This window comes from Rhizobium leguminosarum (assembly GCF_001679785.1).
Lineage (GTDB): Bacteria > Pseudomonadota > Alphaproteobacteria > Rhizobiales > Rhizobiaceae > Rhizobium > Rhizobium leguminosarum_R.
This window is the reverse complement of sequence record NZ_CP016289.1, coordinates 200,112-217,362: the sequence shown is the minus strand read 5'-3', so window position 1 is coordinate 217,362 and position 17,251 is coordinate 200,112. Positions and strand designations below refer to the sequence as shown.

19 protein-coding genes are annotated in these 17,251 nt (G+C 60.4%); 9 read left to right on the top strand and 10 right to left on the bottom strand.

Going from position 1 to position 17,251, the window contains the following annotated elements; all coding sequences use genetic code 11:
• Window positions 1–287 precede the first annotated feature (287 nt).
• The 3 genes from BA011_RS32595 (at window position 288) to BA011_RS32585 (ending at window position 2,286) form a co-directional block, all read left to right on the top strand.
• Window positions 288–1,625 carry a nucleotide sugar dehydrogenase gene (locus BA011_RS32595; RefSeq protein ID WP_065284166.1) on the top strand — a complete coding sequence of 446 codons (1,338 nt, stop codon included), beginning with the start codon at window positions 288–290 and terminating at the stop codon, window positions 1,623–1,625.
• Between the two features lie 135 nt (window positions 1,626–1,760).
• The gene (locus BA011_RS32590; RefSeq protein ID WP_017968209.1) at window positions 1,761–2,012 is read left to right on the top strand and encodes a type II toxin-antitoxin system Phd/YefM family antitoxin; all 252 of its coding nucleotides are present in this window, start codon (window positions 1,761–1,763) and stop codon (window positions 2,010–2,012) included.
• A 1-nt stretch (window position 2,013) separates the two neighbouring features.
• Window positions 2,014–2,286: a Txe/YoeB family addiction module toxin gene (locus BA011_RS32585; protein WP_065283914.1), complete on the top strand. Its 273-nt coding sequence runs from the start codon at window positions 2,014–2,016 to the stop codon at window positions 2,284–2,286.
• 54 nt (window positions 2,287–2,340) lie between these two features.
• Here the strand turns inward: BA011_RS32585 and BA011_RS32580 are convergent, their stop codons facing one another.
• Window positions 2,341–3,567: a DUF3095 domain-containing protein gene (locus BA011_RS32580; protein ID WP_151343698.1), complete on the bottom strand. Its 1,227-nt coding sequence runs from the start codon at window positions 3,565–3,567 to the stop codon at window positions 2,341–2,343.
• 173 nt (window positions 3,568–3,740) lie between these two features.
• Between BA011_RS32580 and BA011_RS32575 the strand changes: the two genes are divergently transcribed.
• Window positions 3,741–4,220 (top strand): class I SAM-dependent methyltransferase, encoded by a 480-nt coding sequence (locus BA011_RS32575; RefSeq protein ID WP_065283912.1) that lies wholly within the window; start codon window positions 3,741–3,743, stop codon window positions 4,218–4,220.
• A gap of 66 nt (window positions 4,221–4,286) precedes the next feature.
• Here BA011_RS32575 and BA011_RS32570 read toward each other — a convergent pair whose 3' ends face one another.
• Window positions 4,287–6,077, bottom strand: coding sequence for an ABC transporter ATP-binding protein (locus BA011_RS32570; protein WP_065283911.1), 1,791 nt, complete (start codon window positions 6,075–6,077; stop codon window positions 4,287–4,289).
• A gap of 481 nt (window positions 6,078–6,558) precedes the next feature.
• Window positions 6,559–7,014: an Rrf2 family transcriptional regulator gene (locus tag BA011_RS32565; protein WP_065283910.1), complete on the bottom strand. Its 456-nt coding sequence runs from the start codon at window positions 7,012–7,014 to the stop codon at window positions 6,559–6,561.
• 127 nt (window positions 7,015–7,141) lie between these two features.
• Between BA011_RS32565 and BA011_RS32560 the strand changes: the two genes are divergently transcribed.
• Window positions 7,142–8,047 carry an NAD(P)/FAD-dependent oxidoreductase gene (locus BA011_RS32560; RefSeq protein ID WP_065283909.1) on the top strand — a complete coding sequence of 302 codons (906 nt, stop codon included), beginning with the start codon at window positions 7,142–7,144 and terminating at the stop codon, window positions 8,045–8,047.
• Window positions 8,048–8,291: 244 nt separating this feature from the next.
• A complete protein-coding gene (locus BA011_RS32555; RefSeq protein WP_065283908.1) occupies window positions 8,292–8,735 on the top strand; it encodes a DUF805 domain-containing protein in 444 nt (147 codons plus the stop codon).
• A gap of 148 nt (window positions 8,736–8,883) precedes the next feature.
• On the opposite strand, the gene BA011_RS42920 is transcribed toward BA011_RS32555, so the two are convergent.
• Genes BA011_RS42920 through BA011_RS32540 form a run of 3 tightly spaced genes read right to left on the bottom strand, consistent with a single transcriptional unit; the run spans window position 8,884 to window position 11,785 of the window.
• Window positions 8,884–9,165 (bottom strand): hypothetical protein, encoded by a 282-nt coding sequence (locus BA011_RS42920; protein WP_151343697.1) that lies wholly within the window; start codon window positions 9,163–9,165, stop codon window positions 8,884–8,886.
• Between the two features lie 23 nt (window positions 9,166–9,188).
• Window positions 9,189–10,067, bottom strand: a complete 879-nt coding sequence (locus BA011_RS32545; RefSeq protein ID WP_065283906.1) for an FkbM family methyltransferase — start codon at window positions 10,065–10,067, stop codon at window positions 9,189–9,191.
• A complete protein-coding gene (locus tag BA011_RS32540; protein ID WP_065283905.1) occupies window positions 10,067–11,785 on the bottom strand; it encodes an adenylate/guanylate cyclase domain-containing protein in 1,719 nt (572 codons plus the stop codon). The genes BA011_RS32545 and BA011_RS32540 overlap by 1 nt, the downstream gene beginning before the upstream one ends.
• Window positions 11,786–11,964: 179 nt before the next feature.
• On the opposite strand from BA011_RS32540, the gene BA011_RS32535 reads away from it, so the two are divergent.
• Complete coding sequence (locus BA011_RS32535; protein ID WP_065283904.1) at window positions 11,965–13,056, top strand: glycosyltransferase family 4 protein; 1,092 nt, start codon at window positions 11,965–11,967, stop codon at window positions 13,054–13,056.
• On the top strand, window positions 13,053–13,838 hold the full coding sequence (locus tag BA011_RS32530; RefSeq protein WP_065283903.1) for a polysaccharide deacetylase family protein: 786 nt from the start codon (window positions 13,053–13,055) through the stop codon (window positions 13,836–13,838). The genes BA011_RS32535 and BA011_RS32530 overlap by 4 nt, the downstream gene beginning before the upstream one ends.
• Here the strand turns inward: BA011_RS32530 and BA011_RS32525 are convergent.
• The 4 genes from BA011_RS32525 to BA011_RS44585 all read right to left on the bottom strand — a co-directional run bounded on the left by BA011_RS32525 (window position 13,795) and on the right by BA011_RS44585 (window position 16,456).
• A complete protein-coding gene (locus tag BA011_RS32525; protein ID WP_151343696.1) occupies window positions 13,795–14,670 on the bottom strand; it encodes an alpha/beta fold hydrolase in 876 nt (291 codons plus the stop codon). The genes BA011_RS32530 and BA011_RS32525 overlap by 44 nt on opposite strands.
• Window positions 14,671–14,693: 23 nt before the next feature.
• Window positions 14,694–15,068, bottom strand: coding sequence for a GFA family protein (locus tag BA011_RS32520; RefSeq protein ID WP_065283901.1), 375 nt, complete (start codon window positions 15,066–15,068; stop codon window positions 14,694–14,696).
• Window positions 15,069–15,226: 158 nt separating this feature from the next.
• Entirely contained in the window at window positions 15,227–16,057 is an 831-nt protein-coding gene (locus BA011_RS32515; RefSeq protein ID WP_065283900.1) for an MBL fold metallo-hydrolase, read from the bottom strand.
• Between the two features lie 102 nt (window positions 16,058–16,159).
• Window positions 16,160–16,456, bottom strand: a complete 297-nt coding sequence (locus BA011_RS44585; protein ID WP_186806623.1) for a hypothetical protein — start codon at window positions 16,454–16,456, stop codon at window positions 16,160–16,162.
• Window positions 16,457–16,553: 97 nt separating this feature from the next.
• Between BA011_RS44585 and BA011_RS32510 the strand changes: the two genes are divergently transcribed.
• The gene (locus BA011_RS32510; RefSeq protein WP_065283899.1) at window positions 16,554–17,222 is read left to right on the top strand and encodes a GntR family transcriptional regulator; all 669 of its coding nucleotides are present in this window, start codon (window positions 16,554–16,556) and stop codon (window positions 17,220–17,222) included.
• Window positions 17,223–17,251: the final 29 nt, after the last annotated feature.

Below are 17,251 nucleotides of genomic sequence, written 5' to 3'. Positions count from 1 at the left end.
GTTCCCCATATCGGGGGATCGGACGGGTAGTCCTTTCCAGTGGTTCATTATCAAAAGTCAAAATAGGGATGCTGCAAATGCGAAACAATGGGATTAGCATTTTTTTGTGCGCTGAAGTTGCAGCGAAGGCCGTCGCCGAGTCATTTCGGCCACACCCGGATAAGCATCGCAAGGGGTCGCGGCCCTGTTTTCTGCTCCTCTCGTCAGCGGAGAGACGGAGCCCGGGTTTAATTTGCCTGGAGCATGCATTAGATCAGCCTTCTCTTCCCTGTTTGAAAGATCCCGCCTTGACCATCTCCCCCTTCGATACGCTTTTGCAGAAGATCGAAACCCGCGCGGCCCGTGCCGGCATCATCGGCCTCGGCTATGTCGGCCTGCCGCTGGCGATGGCGGTGGCGCGCAGCGGCTTTGCGGTCACCGGCTTCGACATCGATCCGGGCAAGATGGTGGCGCTCGATGCCCGCCGCTCCTATATCGACGCGGTGAGCGACGAGGCGCTTTCGGCCGAGATCGATGCGGGCCGCTTCAAGGCGACGACCGATTTCGCCGGCCTTGCCGAGTGCGACGTCGTCATCATCTGCGTGCCGACGCCGCTCACCAAGCATCGCGATCCCGATCTTTCCTTCGTCGAGGCGACGTCGCGCTCGATCGCCGCGCATTTGCGCCCCGGTCAGCTCGTCGTGCTGGAATCGACCACTTATCCCGGCACGACCGATGACGTGGTGAAGGTCATTCTCGAAGGCACCGGGCTGAAGTCCGGCTCGGACTTCTTCGTCGGCTTTTCGCCGGAGCGCGAGGATCCCGGCAACCAGCATTATCATACCGCCACCATCCCGAAGGTCGTCGCCGGCGACGGGCCCGAGGCGCTGGCGTTGATGAAGACCTTCTACGGTGCGGCGGTATCATCCGTCGTTCCTGTTTCTTCGAATGCGACGGCCGAGGCGGTGAAGCTCACCGAAAACATCTTCCGCTCGGTCAACATCGCCCTCGTCAACGAGCTGAAGACCGTCTATGCGGCCATGGGCATCGACGTCTGGGAAGTGATCGACGCGGCCAAGACCAAGCCCTTCGGCTACATGCCCTTCTATCCCGGCCCCGGCCTCGGCGGCCATTGCATCCCGATCGATCCCTTCTACCTCACCTGGAAATCGCGCGAGTACGAGCTGCCGACCCGCTTCATCGAGCTCGCCGGCGAGATCAATTCGGCAATGCCGCGTTATGTCGTCGGCAAGCTCGCCGAAGCCCTCGACATTCGCGCCGGCAAGGCATTGAGCCGCAGCAGGGTGCTGGTGCTCGGGCTCGCCTACAAGAAGAACGTCGCCGATATCCGCGAGAGCCCGTCGCTGCGGCTGATCGAGATCATCGAGGAGCGTGGCGGACACGCAGATTACCATGATCCCTTCGTCGCCGAGATTCCGCCGACGCGCGAATACCAGGCGCTGAAAGGCCGCAAGTCGGTGACGCTGACGCCAGATACCATTGCCGGCTACGATGCGGTGCTGGTCGCGACCGACCACGATCGGGTCGATTATGCGGCGCTCGCAAAAAGCGCCTCGCTCATTATCGACACCCGCAACGTCTTCAACCGGCTCGGCCTCTCGGCCGATCACGTCATAAAGGCGTGACGGAAACGTCACTGCATAAGTCTGCTATTCGGCAGCGACCCTCACCGAGATGGCGGGCGGGCTGATGGCCCGTCCTTGACATTCCAGCAATCTGTACATATATCCGTACACTTGGTAACTAGGAGAGGATGTCGAATGGCCCATGTTCGCTTGACGGAGTTCCGGCAAAACATTGCAACCTATTTTGATCAAGTCCTCTCTTCTCGGGCTCCTCTGCTTGTGACCCGTCAAGGCTCGGAAGCAATGGTGCTGGTTGCCGAAGGCGAGTACGAGAGTATGCAAGAGACGCTACACCTGCTCTCGACGCCTGCTAATTCTGCCCGGCTACGCGAAAGTATAGGACAGCTTCGAAAGGGGCAGGTGGTAGAGAGCGATCCCACTCTCTGATATGAAATTGCTATGGACTCCTAATTCCTGGGAAGAGTACGAATACTGGCAGAAAAACGACCAGAAGATGGTCGAGAAAATCAACGAACTGCTGAAGGATACAAAAAGGTCACCCTTTAAAGGTCTTGGCAAGCCAGAGCCACTGAAGGGCGATCTATCCGGATTTTGGTCAAGGCGCATCCTCGGGGAGCATCGGCTCGTCTACTGCGTCACTGGCAAGGGTTCCAACCAGCAGCTGAAAATCATCCAGTGCCGATTTCATTACGAAAAATAGGTTCTTGCGCAGTGCAATTGATCGCGACGTGCGAAAGCTTGCGCGGTCATAGTGTTAAATCATGCTCGGCGCTGTAGAAAGCGATTTGCCGGTCATCCGGCTCGCGGCCACCGCATAACCGCCGGCCGCACCGTCGATGAAATGCATGTGGTCGCGCGAGATCGGCGTCGGCACGAAGCAGGTCATCAGCGCCGAGGCCTGCCGATGCAGGCCGTAGCGGGCAATGCCCTTGGCCCGCGCCGCTTCCAGTAGCGTTTCGATCCGTTTCAGGTGTTCGGCGTCGACGTCGATCGTCATCTTCAGCCCGTCATCGAACTTGCGAAAATCGGAATTGCCGGCGACGTCGCGCTTGTAGCGGCGGGCGTCGAAGCGACCGAGTGGAATGCCGAGCTTGTAGCACACGACGGTGATGGCAAGCTGCAGGAAGATGATGAGCTTCTGCCGCAACCGCCGGCCAGCCGGCGCGGTGGCCTTGGCTTCGCGGTTGATGCCGTGCAGGGAGAAGGCAAGGTTTGGACCATCCGCCGGTACCGGGTGGCTATCCCGGTTCTGCTCGGTGGTGATGGCGACGATGCCGTTGACGAGGTCCCGGAATTCCTGCCCCGGCCGGCCCTCGCCGGGAACCGCGATGATCGAGACGATCTCGCCGTGCCTGGCGTCGATCGGGCTCCAGCGGCAGGAAAGGCCGGTGAGATCGGGGCGCGTTCCCGGGGCCGCGCGGGCAACGCCGTACCGGCCGAGCTTCATCTGTTTTTCAGCCCAGCTGGTGCCGCCGCCCCAGAACATCGCATAGGTGACATAAGGGCTTGCGGAGTAACGCGCGACGCGGACGTCGAGGCCCTCGGCGCGGGTGTCGGCGACCGGCACGATGGCGATGCGCAGCGTCAGGCCCAAATCCTCCTCGACCCAGACCTGCACGGCGGCAAGGGCGTCGCGCGCCTGCTTTTCCAGCGAACCCGGAAGCGCAATCAGCGCGCCGTCGCCGCCGAAGACGAAGGGGTAGTCGCCCTTGCCGACGGAATTCAAGACCGCCGATATGACGCTGGCGCCCGCCATGTTGACGTCCTTGTAACGGCCGGCAGCGATTGCCGGCGTCGAGCCGACGATGTCGGCCAGCGCCAGCACCCATCCGTCCGGCAGCGGCCGGTAATTGGCGGCGTCGGTCACGCCCTCGAATTCGCTGAAGAGCGGCACGGCGGCAAAGAAATCTTCGTCGGTCACGGTTTTCATATCGTCCAGCTTAGCACAGACCCATGTTGCCACTGCAACGCCAATTCCCATTTACGGCAATCGACTTGGCAAGGTTTCATGTGTTAGAGCATTTCGTGCTTTTTCGGACGCACGGAAATGCTCTATCTTTTTGTTTTTACGCAATTCCGGACGCAAAACAGCTCTCGCACTTTTGCTGGAATTCCTCCAGGACCGCTGACGATTTCATGACGGATATAGATTAGATGAGCCGCCTCGACAGCTTCATTCGCCGGTTGACGGCTCAACGCGACATTTTGAACTCGATCATCGATTTGGTGGGGGAAACGCCAGGCCCGGTGCTGGAGTTCGGCCTCGGCAACGGCCGCACCTATGATCACCTGCGCGAGAACTTTCCCGGCCGGCGCATCGTCGCTTTCGACTGGGAAATCCGTTCCTATTCGGCCTCGACACCAGAGGCAGAAGACATGGTGACCGGCAATATCCGCGAATCCGGCCAGGCCTTCGTCGGCATCGGCGCAGCCCTTGCCCATGCCGATATCGGCACCGGCCATGACGAGATCGACGCGGTAACGCTGACCTGGCTGCCGCGGCTGATTGCCGGCGTGCTGGCCCCTAACGGCATCGCCGTCAGCGGGCTGCCGCTGGAGCATCCCGAGCTGATGGCGCTGCCGCTCCCAGATGGCATCAAGGAAGGCCGGTATTTCCTGTATCGCAGGACGTAGCATCAGCAATTGAAAGTACTACAACGCCGCGCGTCTGATAAGACCCGCGGCGTTGTAGTGTTTCGGTTACGCCACCAGACCCTTGGTCAGTTCGAGCGCCTGCCGTTCGAACAGCCGGCGATAGATACCGTTATTGAGCCTGATCAGCGCCGGATGGTCGCCTTCTTCGGCAATCTTTCCCTTGTCGAAGACCAGCAGCCGGTCCAGCGCTCTAACCGTGGACAGCCGATGAGCGATCACCAGCGTCGTGCGGCCATTCATCAGGCGTTCCATGGCCTGCTGGATCTGCACTTCGCTCTCACTGTCGAGACTCGACGTCGCCTCGTCCAGGATCAGCACCGGCGCATCAGCCAGAAAGGCACGGGCAATGGCGACACGCTGCCGCTCGCCGCCCGACAGTTTGACGCCGCGTTCCCCGACCATCGTCTCATAGCCCTTGGGAAGCTCCATGATGAAGTCGTGGGCACTGGCCTGTTTCGCCGCCTGCTCGATCTCGCGCCGCGAGGCGTTCGGCCTTGAATAGGCGATGTTTTCCGCCAACGTGCGGTGGAACAGGATGGGCTCCTGCTGCACGATGGCAATCTGGCCGCGCAGGCTTGATTGCTTGGCCTCTGCAATATTCTGGCCGTCAATGCGGATTTCGCCCGCGTTCACGTCATAGAGGCGCTGGATGAGCTTGACGAAGGTCGTCTTGCCGGAGCCCGAATGTCCCACCAGGCCTACGCGCTCACCCGGCTTGATGGTGACCGAGAAATCCTCATAAAGCGGGGTGGGATGCGCGCCATATTGGAAGGTGACGCGATCGAAGACGATCTCACCCTCGCCAATCTTGATCGGCTTGGCGTTCGGCTTGTCCTCGATGCCGAGCGGCATCTTGTCGAGCAGCACCAGTTCTTCCATGTCGTTGACGGCACGCTGCAGATTGCGGATGTCCTGGCCGACATTGCGCAGATAGCCTTGCAGAACGAAGAACATGGCCAGCACGAAGGTGATGTCGCCAGGCGTCGCCAGCCCCTGCTGCCACATGACCAGGCCCGTTCCCAGAATACCTGCCTGCATGGAAACCATCATGAAGCCCTGGATCGTGCCGCTCAATGTGCCGCGCCTCCATGTCCGTCGCGTGCGGCTGTCCCATTTGGTCAGCACGTGGCGCAAGCGTCCCTCTTCGCGGTTTTCAGCACCGAAGGCCTTGACCACCGAATTGCAGCTGATGGCATCCGCCAGCGCACCACCAAGCTTGGTGTCCCACGCATTGGCAAGCCGTGCCGCCGGCGACACGAAGCCCATGGATAGTGCCACCGTCACGCCGATATAGATCAGCGACCCCGCAGCCACGAGCAGGCCCATGATCGGCCAATAGCTGCCGAGCACGATACTGGCGCCCACCAGCATGACGATGGACGGAAGCAGGGCGACCAGCAGCAAGTCGTTAAGCGAGTCGAGCGCCCACATGCCGCGGGTGATCTTGCGCACCGTCGAACCGGCAAAGCTGTTGGCGTGCCAGTCGGTCGAGAACCGCTGCACCTTGTGGAAACCGTTATTGACCACATCCGCCATGGTACGCAGCGTCAGCCGGATGATGCCGTTGAAGATGAACCAGCGCAGCACCACGCTGGTGAGGCCAAGAGCCACGACGATGACGAAGGCGCGCAGAGCACCATCAGCCGCGTTGCTGCCGGCAATGGCATCGACGATCCGGCCGGAAAACACCGGCACCATGACTTCGGCCAGCGTGCTGACGACCACAAGCACAATAATAATGCCCACCAATAGAGGCCGATGGGTCCAATGACGGAAAACAAAGCCGAGCACATGGCGATAGGCATCGGCGCGGAAATCGAGCTTCTTGCGAGTCATTTTAATCGCTCGGCGCCGTGTTCGGCAACCGGTCCTCAAAATAGAGAGTTGGATGGCACAGCCCAAGCGGGAGACGAAATAATCCCGTCAGATCAATCGGGCTATGAATTAAGGGAAAACCGCATGTCGGGCGCGCTCGAGGCGGGCCGCGAATAGAAATGACCTAGCGTCGGGACATTCCGCACGGGAAGGTTTCGATGATTGCTGGCATGCAACGCCTCCCTTATGTTCGAACTAAAGCGGTGAGCGTTTTGTACCGAAGCAATGCGCCGTTGCCAAGCGGATATTTGCAACCTTACAGAAAGTGATGCGGAAACGACACACCTTGTGCGCTTTGCAAGTGGACGGTTCGGCAGCCCGCTCGCCCATACGGTATCGCCGTCTGTGGTCTGCCGCTGGAGCACACAGAGCTTCTGCCTCCGCCGCTGCCAGACGGCATCAAGGAGGGCCGTTATTCCTCTACCGCCGGACGTAATCCCGCTCAGGAAGCGCAGGAATAGGATGTGGCCGGGAGCGTGGTAAGTTTTGCCTCGAAGTCGGCCGCGATTTTGTCCAGTGTCACGCTGTCCAGCCGTTGCAGGAGCAGGGCCTGGGCTTCCTTCATCGCGTCGCCGAGGGCGACATTCACCGCCTGTTCCACAAGACACTGCGGCTGATCGTCGGCTGGGCCGATGGCGAAGAGATGCGGCTCGCCGATGGCGCGGTAGACGTCGAGCAGGCTGATCTCAGATAACGGACGCACCAGCGTCCAGCCGCCGCCATGGCCCTTTTCGGAGCGGACATAGCCCTGTTCGCGAAGGCCGGCCATGGTGCGGCGCACGACCACCGGATTGGTATTCAGCATTTTCGCAATCATGTCGGAGGTCGCCGAATGCTGGTGCTTATCCATGTGGATCAGCACGTGCAGCATGCGTGAAAGGCGGCTGTCATTGCGCATCGTTTTCTTCCTGTCGATGGGGTCATTATCGCAAGTAGATCGTAACAAGACAAGTAACATGATGCTTGACGGCGTCATGTCATGTAACTTATGTTGAGTCATGAGTTCAGTATCAAGGGAGAGTTCCATGTCGTTCGAAGCCATCATCATCGGCGGAAACTTTGCCGGCCTTTCGGCTGCCATGCAGCTGGTCCGGGCACGGCGGCGGGTTCTGCTCGTCGACGCCGGCGCGCCGCGCAATCGCTTTTCTGAAGCGTCACACGGTTTTCTCGGCCAGGACGGCCAGACGCCGGCGGCGATCATGCGGGAAGGAAAACTGCAGCTTTCGCTTTATCCGACCATCACCATCCGCGAGGGGAAAGTCGTCCGGGCGCAAAGCGATGGTGACGGGTTCATTGTCGGCACCGAAGACGGCGGCGAAGAACGAGCCGCGCGCATCGTGCTCGCAACCGGCGTCAGCGACACGCTGCCCGAAATCCCCGGCCTGCGGGAGCGATGGGGCCGCTCCGCGCTGCACTGCCCCTATTGTCACGGTTTTGAGGTCGGCGGCGGCAGGCTCGGCGTTCTCGCGAACCATCCCCATTCGGCCCATTCGGCCATGATGATCCCGGACTGGGGCGCGACGACCTTTTTCACCCAGGCGCTGTTCGAGCCCGATGAAGAGCAATTGGTGAAGTTGACGGCTCGTGATGTCCGGATCGAACGCAGCCCTATCGTGGAATTGTTGGGCGACAATCCGAAGCTTGAGGCCGTTCGCCTCGCCGATGGCCGCGTCGTGCCGCTCGATGCCGTCTTCGTCGCGCCGAAAACTGCGATGGCGAGCCCGGTTGCCGAACAGCTCGGCTGCTCCTTCGACGACGGCCCGTTCGGGCCAATCATTCGGATCGCCGATAACAAGGAAACCACCGTCAAGGGTGTCTTCGCCGCCGGCGATGCGGCAAGCGCCATGCACAATGCCACGCTCGCCTCCGCCTCAGGCGTTCTCGCCGGCGTGCACTGCCATCAATCGCTTGTCATGCAGTCGGCCGCATAAGGCTAAAAGCAAGTTAAGCGGGTTGAATTCTTCCCCAGCAGGTCGGGGACCTTCACGTCCACCTCGCAGCCCCGTGAAAATCTCAACGCGTTAATCATTGCTCTTAAAATAATGGGCCGATGCAACCGACTTATTGCAATTTCCACGTTTGAATTGTAGCTGTTTTCATCTGGATGACTATCAAGCAAGACGATGGAGACCGTGGATCACCGCGCTTGCAGCAAGCAGAAATGGGGGCATTTCAATGGGGTTCACCGAAGCTGTTCGGACTGTTCTGAAGCAGAAATATGCGACCTTTTCCGGCAGGGCATCCCGCTCGGAATATTGGTGGTTCATGCTATTCTGTCTGCTGGCGCTGTTCCCACTTATGATTGTGGCCTTTGTGCTCGCCTTCGCAACCAGTGGCGGTGGAGCCCCGTCGCCGATTCACTATACAGTGGTCATCTGGATGTTGTTCACACTCGCAATTCTTTTGCCGCTGATATCTCTGCAGGTTCGCCGCTTCCATGATCGCAACATTTCCGTTTGGTGGTTTCTCGCGCTGTTTATCCCGAGCTTTATTCCCTATGTCGTTCTTGTCACAGTCCCAGTGACTATTGTTATTTCCATGCTTCCGGGCACAGAAGGTCCGAACAAGTTCGGGGCGGATCCGCTGCGTCCGGAACGAAGCGCAGAGGTATTTGCTTAGAGCATGACCATTCGCAACACCGGGCTGCTGGTGGCTGTGTTGCTCGCCTTAAACGATGATGGGAGGGTGGGATCCGATCCCCTATCGATGTAACTCGGAAAAAATGGTGGTTCTGAGCGGTGAATTGACTTGGGAGATTTCCCGAGATTTAAGGCGCCGAAGGATCGTATTTGAGGGGTAGGATAATGAAGCTACGCATTTCAGGCGCTTTCGCGCTTGTTCTTGCTGCGACGGGTCCTTGAAAAGGCCAAGTGGTGGCAAACATGATGCGGAATTCAGCATCGGCATTGAAGGCGGCGAAGAACGCGTCGCGCCTGATTCTGGAATCGGGGTCAGCGACACGCTGAGAACGCTCGCCGAGTCTGGGATCGCACCCATCATCAATGGATGCAGTTTGAACATGCAAGGGCGCGCGCACGGCAGGCGCCAACGATCAATTTTCCGGAAGTAAGCCTAAGGCAAAAACAGCACGTTGTACTGGTCGAACTCTCCCGGCAGTTCGCTGACCTTCATCTCCACCTCGCGGTCCTCGAAGAGGACGAGGCAATCCTCGTAGAAGCCGGACAGCATGGATATGAAGGCTTTCGTTCCCTCACGCCCGTAGAAGAGCGGCGTGAACTCCATATAGAGCGGCACGCGGCGGGCAAGCAGCGGCTGCATCGACTGGCAGGCGACCGGCTCGTAGCCCTCAATATCCATCCAGACGAGGCCGATTGAGGCCGGGTCGACCGAAAGTCCAGCAAGGATCTCGGAGACCGGCTTCACCGGCACGCTGATCTTCCTGTCGCTCGGGCTCTGGCGGATGGCGCTGCTCTTGCCGTGATTGTTGAGGTTGAGGAAAAAGTCGATCTCGCCTTCGTGCTCGCCGGCAGCGCAGTTGACGAGGCGGACCTTCTCCTCCAGCCGGTTCTGGCGGATGTTAAGTTGAAGCAGCGGGAAATTGCGTGGATCGGGCTCGATGCTGACGATCTTGATGTAGGTGTCGCTGAGGGCGAAATAGACGGTCTGGGTCCCGATATTGCCGCCGATCTCGAGCAGCGTCGCATCCTTTCGCAAGAGGCCGCGCTCGCGCAGGATGACGATCAGCCGGTCGACGGCCTCGCGCTCGAAATGACCCTTCCGGAAGACCTTGCGGCCGATATAGTCGGCGGGCGAGAAGGTCATGAGATGGTCGCCCGCATCGACCGTCATCGAGACCACGCGTGGGCCGATATTCTCGATCAGCAGGCGGCGCCCGAAGCGGGTGTCGAAGAAGCGCGAAGCCGCCGCATTGCGCGCCTTGCGCAGCCGGCGGCTCCAGTATTTGGCGGTCAACCAGGGCTTGCCGGGCATCAGGTTTTTCCTTCGAGCGGTTCTGCCGCTTTCTGTCTCGGAATGACGTAGACTTTCAAGGGCAGGGCCCGGCCGCGCACGCTGATTTCACGGCTTTCGACGCCGGAAAGATCAGCACCGGAAAGGCTCGCCACCGGTTCGGAGATGACGATCGCTGCCTCGAATTCCTTGGCGGCACTTTCCAACCGGCTCGCAACATTCACGGTGTCGCCGATCGCTGTCATGCTGCGCACCCGGCCGTATCCCATCGTGCCGACGACGGCCGGGCCGGTGTGAATGCCGATCGCGATGCGCAGCGGCAGCGCCAGTTCGTCGGCCAGCTCGGTGGCGAGTTTCTCTATCTCGGCGACGATCACTGCTGCCGCGTTGAGCGCCTGGCGGCAGGCTTCCTCCGGCGCCGTGTTGAGCCCGAAGAGCGCCATGGCGCCGTCGCCGATGAACTTGTCGAGCCGACCGCCCGCCTGCTCCACCGCCTTGCCGATGATGGCGAAATAGCGGTTCAGCAGGAAGACGACGTCGAAGGGCAGGCGAGTTTCCGTCAGCGTGGTAAAATGGCGGATATCGACGAAGAGCACGGCGATCTCGCGCTCGCGTCCGGGGCTGGTCTCCTGGCTGTTGGCGGGAAGTGCTGCCTCGATCGCCGGCACGAGAAGCGGCGCGACGGCAACGTCGCGGTTCGGGCGAAGCTGGCAGGCGAGCCGGACGTCGGGGCCGGCATTGATGCGCTTCAGTGTCGTCTGTTCCATCTTATCGGGGGCAGGCAGGCTTTCGTAATCGCCAAGGATCTGCACGCGGCAGGTGGAGCACTGGCCCTTGCCGCCGCAGACGGCATAATGCGGCAGGCCGCCGAGCCGGCTCGCTTCCAGCACCGAGAAGCCGCGCGGCACGCGGATGACCTCGCCGCCCGGATAATGCACGGCGACCTGGTCGAGCCGCTCCTTGAGCTTGCGCCTGGCGCGGGCGGCGACGACGATGAGCAGCGAGGCGGAGAAGGCGCCGTAGAGCCCGGCGCGGATCATGGCGACCTGCCGGTGAACTTCCGGGTTCGAGGCGTAACGGGTGTTGACGCCCTCCTTGTAAGTGCTGACCGTCATTGACTGCTGGTAGGAAGGGTCGGCGAGCGTCCGGCCCATTTCGACGAAGCCCAGCAGCGCGAGCACCGGCACGAGGATGGCGAGAGCCAGCATGAGCGGAGCAAAATCTGGGTACCAGGAGCGGTAGCGCAGCCAGAAATGGATGCCGATGCAACCGTGGATCCAGACGGCGACGACGGCGAGCGCCTGCCGCGCGCCGTTCGCCGGAGATCTGATCCACAGCGAACCGACGACCGTCTCGTAGTCGTCGATGTAGCCGTAGTACTCGTGGGCGATGCGCGTGCCGATGACATGATCGAAGAGAAGCAGCGGGATCATCAGGCCGAGCACGATCTGCGCCATTTCCCCCTTCGGCATGACGAGGCTGCGGCGCATATAGATGGCGCGTAGCACCAGCGCGATATGGATGATGACCGAGAAATAGAAGATGGCGGTACCGACAGGATTGCGCCAGATCGCCAGAAAGAGATGGGCGGCTTTATCGGCGGCGGAGACGGAAATCAGGCCGATCGCATGGTTCGACAAATGCAGCAGGACGAAGACAAAAATGACGAGGCCGGAACCGAGCCTCGCCCTTCTGATCGTACGCTCCGAAAAAATCCCTGTGGCCGAGACCGTCGTCATTCATTCCCGTTCTTGTCGATGTAACCGCAGGCCCATAGAGATTGGGAAAGAGGCGGAATTGCTTCGATCGCGATCACATTCCATATGCTTATGCGCAAGTTTTCGGCAAAGGGACAATAGCGGAATTTTCCCGACCGGCGCGAAAGTTGTAAACAGTGTGTCTTACCTGAGGTGTCCCAATGCGGGTGGCTTTTTACGCGCCGATGAAATCGCCGAACCATCCGGTGCCCTCAGGCGACCGGCTGATGGCGCGGCTGTTGATCCGGGCGCTGGAGCTTGGTGGGCATCAGGTCGACATCGCCTCCGAATTCCGCACCTATGCCTCGACACCGGAGGCGGCAGCCGCGCTCGAACCCGCCATCGGCGCCGAACTGGAGCGGCTGCGGCTGAGATGGAAATCTGGGCCGCGACCGGAACTCTGGTTCTGCTACCACCCCTATTACAAATCGCCTGATCCCTTCGGGCCTGTTATCTCTGCCGAATTCGCCATTCCCTATGTCACCGCGGAAGCCTCCTATGCGGCAAAACGCGACCGAACCGGCTGGGCAACATCACAGAAGCGCGTGGGCGAGGCGATCAAGCGCGCGGCGGTCAATATCAGCTTCACCGAGCGTGACAAGGCCGGGCTTGCCGACGCCTTTCCGCAGGCGCGCCTTGCCGGGCTGAAACCCTTCATCGACACGGCGTTGTTCGAGAAGGTGTCGTCGGCGGCCGATCCGCGCCGGCTGATGACGGTCGCGATGATGCGGGCCGGTGACAAGATGGACAGTTATGCGATGCTCGCAACAGCATTGCGGCTCATCGAAGACCGCGCGTGGACGCTTGCCGTCATCGGCGATGGGCCGATGCGCCAGGAGGTGCAGGCGCTGTTTGCCGGTCTTGCCGGCCGCATCGAATGGCTGGGCGAGCGGAATGCCGTCGAGATCGCCGAATTGCTCGGACGCGGCGGCATCTATGTCTGGCCTGGCTGCGGCGAGGCTTACGGCCTTGCCTATCTGGAGGCCCAGGCCGCCGGCCTCCCTGTCGTCGCGCAGGAAACGGCAGGCGTGCCTGATGTGGTCGAGGCTGGTGTGACCGGGTTGCTGACACCTGATGGCGATGTCGCCGCCTATGCAGAGGCCGTGGCTGCCCTGCTTGACGACAGGCATAGGCGTGACGCCATGGGGCAGGCGGCGCGGCGCTTCGTGCTCGACGATCGCTCGCTTGCGATGGCGGCGCGGGTATTGAACGGAATTTTGCGGGACAGCGCAGCAACAGGAGTGACGCGATGACCGACGGGATAGCCTGGGACCCCTTGCACCGAGAGCTTGACCGCTGGCAGGCCGCCGGCCGCGTGGCGCGCTTGTGGCTGCGAGACGACGATGCGGTCGAGCCGACGTCTGATCTGGAGACGCTGCTGGCGCTGACTGGCGAAAGCCGGGTGCCGCTGGCGCTTGCCGTCATTCCCGGCCTGACCGGCGAGGCCCTGGCCCTGCGGCTGGCGGAGGAGGCGGGCGTCGCGGTCGCGGTGCATGGTTGGTCTCATACGAATTACGCGGGGCCGCACGGGAAGAAGCAGGAACTCGGCGGCGAGCGGGCGGCTGAGGCCGTGCTCGGCGAGTTGGGCGAAGGGTTCCGGTTGCTGGAGCGGCTGTATCCGGCCCGCTTCCTGCCAGTGCTGGTGCCGCCGTGGAACCGGATCGACGCGGCTCTCATCCCGGCGCTGCCCAGCCTCGGATTTGCAGCCCTTTCAGTCTATGGGCGGGCAAAGCAGGATGGGCCGATGCCGCTCCTCAACACCCATGTCGACATCATCGACTGGCACGGCACGCGCGGCGGACGGAGCGCGGGGGAATTGGTGGAAGAGCTGGTGGCCGAGCTTGACGACCGGTTTGCCGGCAGCGACGAGCCCATCGGCGTGCTCACGCACCATCTGGTGCATGACGCGGCCGCATGGGATTTTCTGTCAGCCTTGTTTGCGACGACAGCCCGGCATCCCGCCGTCCGCTGGTCGCCGGCGTCGGCACTTCTCAAGGCTCAGGCGCGTGAACCCGTTCAAGGAATTCGCGCATGAGTGCCACGACGTCATCGAGATGCGTCTCGAGCAGCCAGTGGCCGCCGCCGAGCAGATGGAGTTCGGCATCCGGCAGATCGCGCAGATAGGCCCGAGCCGACTTTTCCGGCATGTAGTGGTCGTTCGGACCCCAGACGATCAAGGTCGGCGGCCGGTATTCGCTGAGATATTTCCGGTGTTCCGGGAACCAGGCCCGGTTCTCCTTCAGTCCGGCGATGAGGTCTATGGCGATGTCCTTGCGCCGCGGCGTGATCAGCAACCAATGCAGCTTCCAGAGATCGGGCGGGATCGTATCGGCCAGGGGAGGCGGCAGATCGTTGAGGAACTCCTCCTTGAAGGCCGCCTCGCTGATCGCCTCCGCCAGCACCTTCCTCATCTCCGATCTCGGAAGCGTCCATGTCGCCTCGATATCCGCATATTTCGGTCCGAGGGCATCTTCATAGGGGATATCGCCATTCTGGATGATCAGCCCGGCGACGCGGTGAGGGTCTTTGATTGCCAACCGCGCACCGATCGGCGAGCCGAAGTCGTGGAGGTAGAGGACAAACCGGTCGACATGCATCGCATCGACGAAGGCCTCCAGCCAGGCGGCATATCCATCGAAGCTATAGTCGAAATCATCCGGCGTACCGCTATAGCCCGCACCCGGGAAATCCGGCGCAATCAGGCGCCAGCGGTCGGCAAGGCGCGGCATGAGATTGCGAAATTCATAGGATGAGCAGGGATATCCGTGCGGCAGCAACAAGACCGGCGCATCTTCCCGGCCGGCCTCGCGGTAAAAGGTTTCGACGCCGGCAACAGTAATCCAGCGATGTCGGACAAGAATGGCCACGGCAACCTCCTCAGAACTGTTCTTCACTTTCGGTCTTCGTCATACTGCTTTGCGCCTTCCACCGGTCGCAGCCACGGTTCGCGGCGTTTGGTCCAGAGTTCGTAGCTCGGCACCAGAGGCGTCGGCGCCTCGGAGAGGATGCCAAGCTTGATTTCCGCCTCCCGGTCATCGGCGGAAAACAGCCGCGAGCCACAACCGGGACAGAAATGCCGGCCTTGGAACGCGGCGGTTCCCCCTGAATGTTCGAATTGGTCGGCGGGCCAGATGCCATAGAAGGTAAAGGCCGAACCGCTTTCCTGCCGACAGTCCGTGCAATGACAGATCCCAACGCGTAAGGGTTCGCCCCGGACGGAAATGCGCACCTGCCCGCAGAGACACTTTCCGGAAAGCACGGTCATGACTGATCCTGTTTTCGTTGATTTTGCGCTGCGGAGAAAACGGTCCGGCCCAGTATCTGTTCCGTCGAGACGTCGCAAACCTGCTCAGTTCGATAGATAGGCGGCTCTCTGCCGAAGAGCTTCGGACTGCACAAGACGAAGGCGGCCTTCGGCGCCTGCTAGATCAATACGGTCTGATTGTCGCGCGCGGCGAAGGATTCAGGGAAGGCGGCCTGGGCCTGCGCTTCCATCTGCGCCAGCTGTTCGTCCGTCCGGGAAGGGGCGTGATGGAAGAGCGCGAAGCGCTTGGCGCCTGCCATCTTCGCAAGCTCGGTGCCATGCTGCCAGGTCGAATGGCCGAAGCCCTTGAAACGCTGCATCTCGTCTTCATTGTAGGTGCAATCGTAGACGACGAGATCAGCGTCCTGCATCATCTCGAGCGCGACCGGATCGTAGGAACCGGGGGTGTGTTCTATATCGTAGATAAGAGCGATCGAACGGCCCTGCCATTCAATGCGGTAACCAATCGCCCCACCTGGATGGTTCAGCATGAAGGTTTTGATCTCAATGCCTGGGCGCGGGTTCAGCACCTGACCGGCATGAAAATCGCTGAAATTCATCGTCGCCTGACAGATATCAGTTTTGACGGGAAACCAGGGCGGGCTGATGAACTGCTCGACCATTTCCCGGGTGCTCATCTTGCCATCGAGATGGCCGGACCAGATGTTGACGTTGATCGAGGGATAATAGATTGCCTTGAAGAACGGCAGACCGATGATGTGATCGTAATGGCAGTGGCTGAAAAACAGGTCGACGTCGCTGACGCTGTCGGCGAGCATCGACAGCCCGGCCTCGCGTAGGCCGGAGCCTGCGTCGAAGATCATCCGATGCTCTCCGCAGCGAATCTCGATGCAGGAAGTGTTACCGCCGTAGCGATCGAACTCGGGGCCTGACACGGGAATACTGCCGCGGACGCCCCAAAATTTTACCTGAAACAGTTCTGTCGTCATCGTTCTTCAAACCGGCCTTCCCGCATCGCCATCGTAGTCATAGTTCGTCTCTATGCGAAGCAGCAGAATTCCACGGGTTTGTCTGTTCCCCTTTGTATTCTCCTAACCGCTAGCGGAAGAAGAAGTAGATTTTCCTAAGCAATCGGCTTTCGGCTCGGAAAGCAAGCCAGTATGATTGCTTTTCGGTAAACGCGCTGCTGAAGGTGGGGACATTTTCCCGTAAGTCATGCCTATTAGATGGTTGCGCGCGATTGAAAAAACAATTGCCGCCCTGTTGAGCCGAAAATCCGGTTTTAAAAGCAGCACGACAGCCGCGGCGTAGCGCCTGCCCGAAACGACATTGGCGCTTGTATTGTCGTCGAGCCCTGCTAGCCGGTTCTCCGGGAAAACCAGCATCATATGAGAAAATTGTGACCCGTATTCTGCGAATGTTTCCTTGCTTGCGAATGCCAGAAAGAGATATATCCGATGATATAGAAAATATAAGAGACTCGCCATGTTGCAGCCGGTTATCAACGAGACCATTGCCGAGAGCAGCTACAGGCGCATTCGGGCCGACATCATTTTTGGCCGGCTGGCTCCCGGACAAAAATTGAAGCTGGAAAGCCTGAAGGAGACCTACGAGACCAGCATCAGCACACTTCGTGAAGTCTTGAACCGGCTCTCCTCCGAGGGGCTCGTCGTCGCCGAGGGGCAAAAAGGCTTCGAAGTGTCTCCGGTGTCGGTTTCCGACCTCAAGGAGACGGCGGCGCTGAGGCTTCTCCTGGAAACGCATGCGCTGGAGCAGTCGTTCGTGCATGGCGACGTGGAGTGGGAGGCCCCGCTGGTATCGGCGCATTACAAATTGGCGCGGATGGAACAGGTGATGGCATCCGGCGATACCAGCAGGGCCGAGGACTGGAAGCGTTACGACTGGGAGTTCCATCAGGCGCTGATATCTGCTTGCGGGTCGAAACTGCTGATGGAGACGCATTCGGTGATCTTCGACAGATATCTCAGATATCAGATGGTTGCCTTGTCCTATCGAGGCGATGTCGCGGCCAATGAACATCAGCAGCTTTTGGATGCGGCATTGCGACGTGACGCAGAGACGGCCAAGCGGGTGCTTGTCCTGCATATCCAAGGCGGGGTCGAACATGCGCTGGCAAGAGGAACGCTGAAATAGAAATGATCCGGATGTTTCTCTTCGAGCTT

Bases quoted from the DNA above. Each gene is read 5' to 3' on its own strand.
- BA011_RS32590 (WP_017968209.1), top strand. From the start codon at position 1,761: ATGGCCCATGTTCGCTTGACGGAGTTCCGGCAAAACATTGCAACCTAT.
- BA011_RS32585 (WP_065283914.1), top strand. From the start codon at position 2,014: ATGAAATTGCTATGGACTCCTAATTCCTGGGAAGAGTACGAATACTGG.
- BA011_RS32580 (WP_151343698.1), bottom strand. From the start codon at position 3,567: ATGGGAATTGGCGTTGCAGTGGCAACATGGGTCTGTGCTAAGCTGGAC.
- BA011_RS32575 (WP_065283912.1), top strand. From the start codon at position 3,741: ATGAGCCGCCTCGACAGCTTCATTCGCCGGTTGACGGCTCAACGCGAC.
- BA011_RS32570 (WP_065283911.1), bottom strand. From the start codon at position 6,077: ATGACTCGCAAGAAGCTCGATTTCCGCGCCGATGCCTATCGCCATGTG.
- BA011_RS32565 (WP_065283910.1), bottom strand. From the start codon at position 7,014: ATGCGCAATGACAGCCGCCTTTCACGCATGCTGCACGTGCTGATCCAC.
- BA011_RS32560 (WP_065283909.1), top strand. From the start codon at position 7,142: ATGTCGTTCGAAGCCATCATCATCGGCGGAAACTTTGCCGGCCTTTCG.
- BA011_RS32555 (WP_065283908.1), top strand. From the start codon at position 8,292: ATGGGGTTCACCGAAGCTGTTCGGACTGTTCTGAAGCAGAAATATGCG.
- BA011_RS32545 (WP_065283906.1), bottom strand. From the start codon at position 10,067: ATGCCCGGCAAGCCCTGGTTGACCGCCAAATACTGGAGCCGCCGGCTG.
- BA011_RS32540 (WP_065283905.1), bottom strand. From the start codon at position 11,785: ATGACGACGGTCTCGGCCACAGGGATTTTTTCGGAGCGTACGATCAGA.
- BA011_RS32535 (WP_065283904.1), top strand. From the start codon at position 11,965: ATGCGGGTGGCTTTTTACGCGCCGATGAAATCGCCGAACCATCCGGTG.
- BA011_RS32530 (WP_065283903.1), top strand. From the start codon at position 13,053: ATGACCGACGGGATAGCCTGGGACCCCTTGCACCGAGAGCTTGACCGC.
- BA011_RS32520 (WP_065283901.1), bottom strand. From the start codon at position 15,068: ATGACCGTGCTTTCCGGAAAGTGTCTCTGCGGGCAGGTGCGCATTTCC.
- BA011_RS32515 (WP_065283900.1), bottom strand. From the start codon at position 16,057: ATGACGACAGAACTGTTTCAGGTAAAATTTTGGGGCGTCCGCGGCAGT.
- BA011_RS44585 (WP_186806623.1), bottom strand. From the start codon at position 16,456: ATGATGCTGGTTTTCCCGGAGAACCGGCTAGCAGGGCTCGACGACAAT.
- BA011_RS32510 (WP_065283899.1), top strand. From the start codon at position 16,554: ATGTTGCAGCCGGTTATCAACGAGACCATTGCCGAGAGCAGCTACAGG.